The sequence below is a fragment of the Streptosporangium sp. G11 genome (assembly GCF_051192615.1).
GTDB lineage: Bacteria > Actinomycetota > Actinomycetes > Streptosporangiales > Streptosporangiaceae > Streptosporangium.
The window spans coordinates 1-2789 of record NZ_JBPJUQ010000231.1; the positions used below are offsets into that span (position 1 = coordinate 1).

The following is a 2789-nucleotide window of genomic DNA, read 5'->3' on the forward strand; positions in this document are numbered from 1 at the left end:
CGCACGTCACGCACCGACGATGGCCTAACTACGTCCCCTGGCGGGGCCAAACGAATCAAGATCTACGAATGCAGTACCCGGTCCAAGGTCAGTGGGCGACAATTCTCACCGTTGAGGAGTGGTCCGCTATCCGGGCCGTTTTCGACAGTCGCAAAGGCTATTTCATCGGTCGGGATATGAAGATCGTGAAGCCGCATCAGCCCGATTACCGGGACCACACTTACATGCTCTCGGGAATTCTCCGATGTGGTCGCACGCGTCCGGACGGAACGCTCTGCAACACGCCGCTTCGTGTGAACCGGAAGAAGGACGCCGGACATCACACCTACACATGCTTGAGCAAGTCGCAGGGTGGCTGTGGTGGAGTCTCGCGACGTGGCGACATGGTGGACGAGTACGTCTCGGAAGCGGTGCTGGCGAAGCTGGAAGAGGCGGCGTTCACCGCCTCGGCCAAGCAGTCCAGCTGGGAGAGGGAAGAGGAACTGGAGGAGGTCAAGTCGCGACTCGACGAACTGACCAGGCAGTGGAACGCGGGCAACATCAGCAACGATCTCTTCTTCAAGCTGGCTCCCGGCCTGGAGCAAGAGACCGCGCGACTCCGAGCTGAGGCCGCTGGCTTCGCCGCTTCCGTCGAACTGCGACAGTCACGAGCGAGTACGGACGTGGCGGAGATCCGGCGGCGTTGGTACCTGCCTGAGGCGGAGGGCGGGTTCCCGATCTCCACGAAACGGACGTACATCCGGGAGGCGCTTCACGCCGTGATCATGTATCCCGCTGGACAGGGACAGAAGATCTTCAATCCGGACCTTCTTCAACCGGTGTGGCGCGAGGAGTGACCCGCAAGACGTCCTGGACGTCTTGAGCTTCCCAGAGAGCTGTCAGCCTTACCCAAAGGTGACGGCTCTCTTCCTTTTTCCTGCCGAACAGCCGGTGATGGCCGGACGTCTACGGACTCTCACGGACGTCTACGGACTTTCACGGACGTCAATGGACGCCGTACAGACGTCCTCATATAGCGCCGGAAGGGAACGCTCGGCGGTGTGAAAGCGTTTATCAAGTGGTACAAAAGATCTGCGTAAGAAGTCATCGCCCCTCTCACGGCACGACGCAGCGAACTTCTCGGCGAATCAACTCAGGCGCATATTCAATCCGGGCACAAACACGTTTCATGATCACCGATGATCGTCGGATTTACCCGGCCCGACGGTAGGTGTCCACACAGAGCGCGCCATCCACTTTCTCGCCGCACTCCAATCTGATCTCTCGCTGCTGCGCACCACATGCCAACGGCTGTCTTTCGGCTGTCCTGGTGACGGTGTGCGATGTCCTGTCGTCCGGCGGGCGGTGACTCCATCCACGACGGAGGAGGCCACCTGAACCCTAAAACCCCCCTGTCTGCCCGGGAGTGGGGCAGACGACAAGCCGAACAGTCCCCGCGTTGGTCTGACGAGAAATGGCGACGTGTCGCCGCTGTGCTGGGCGCCAGTGTCGCCGAAGGACACGACGCCTCCCTGTCCGATGAGGTGGATAGGAGGGGCGCCGCGTGAACCTGGCTCCCTCCTTCGCCCCTGACATCCTGGCCGCGATGCAACGCGCGGCCATGCCGGACTTCGCCCGGTGGCAACGCATGGTCTATGCCACGGGCGGCTGTGCCCAACCGGTCCGCCTGCACGGTGAACGCCTGACCTTCGACGGCGCGACCGGTGAGATCCTCGACGTCTACCGGACGGCCGACGAACCGACCGGGTTCCTGCTGACCGCCTGTGGCAACCGTCGCGCCTCCCGGTGTCCGGCCTGCTCGGCGGTCTACAAGGACGACACCTATCACCTCATAATCTCCGGCCTGCGCGGCGGCAAGGGCGTCCCCGAGGATGTAGGCGGTCATCCTCGGGTGTTCGCCACCTTCACCGCTCCCTCCTTCGGCGCGGTCCACGCTCACCGCACCGGCAAGGACGGCAACCCGCTGCCATGTCGTCCCCGGCGCGACTCTCCGACTTGTCCCCATGGCCGCTATGAGGGCTGCGGCAGGCGCCATGACCGCGATGACCCGCAAGTGGGGCAACCACTCTGCGCCAGTTGCTATGACTACCAGGGCGCGGTCTTGTGGAACGCTCACGCGGGAGAGCTGTGGCGCCGCTTCACCCAAGCACTCCCCGCTGTCCTGGCTCGGCAGTTCGGCGTGCGTCGTGCTCACCTGCGTGAGGTGCTGCGCCTGTCGTATGCCAAGGTCGCCGAGTACCAAGCGCGCGGCCTGGTCCACTTCCACGCGGTGATCCGCCTCGACGGCCCGGAAGGCCCTGCCTCCCCTCCGCCGGACTGGGCAACCGTTCCGCTGCTGGATGCCGCGATCCGGCAGGCCGCCGCACAGATCGTCGTCCCGGCCTCGAAGCAATCGCCGGACGCTCCTCCGCCGGTCCTGCTGCGCTGGGGTGCTCAACTCGACGTGCGACCGGTCTACCTCTCCACCGACCTGGACGGCGTGAGCGACCAGCGGGTGGCCTCCTACGTGGCCAAGTACGCGACCAAGGGCGCCGAGTCGGCGGGCACGGTGGACCGACGCATCCGTGACGCTCGGGACATCGTCCGACTGGATGTGACCGAACACGCCCGACGCATGATCTTGACCTGCTTCGCCCTGAACCGCTTGCCTCAATATCGGCTGCTCCCGCTGCGGCGCTGGTCGCACATGCTGGGGTACCGGGGCCACTTCTCGGATCTGGCAAGATTTTCGTGATGGGGTGACGGATTGTCATCGCGGTGGCATCGTGGCCATTGTGTGATGACCTTCT

2 protein-coding genes are annotated in these 2789 nt (G+C 64.0%); both read left to right on the plus strand.

Annotated features, from left to right (window positions below):
* The first annotated feature begins 68 nt into the window (after positions 1-68).
* A complete protein-coding gene (locus ACSDR0_RS50055; protein ID WP_435296037.1) occupies positions 69-836 on the plus strand; it encodes a zinc ribbon domain-containing protein in 768 nt (255 codons plus the stop codon).
* 707 nt (positions 837-1543) lie between these two features.
* On the plus strand, positions 1544-2734 hold the full coding sequence (locus tag ACSDR0_RS50060; protein WP_435296038.1) for a replication initiator: 1191 nt from the start codon (positions 1544-1546) through the stop codon (positions 2732-2734).
* The last annotated feature ends 55 nt before the right edge of the window (positions 2735-2789 follow it).

Coding starts and splice junctions, on each gene's coding strand:
- ACSDR0_RS50055 (WP_435296037.1), top strand. CDS start 69: ATGCAGTACCCGGTCCAAGGTCAGTGGGCGACAATTCTCACCGTTGAG.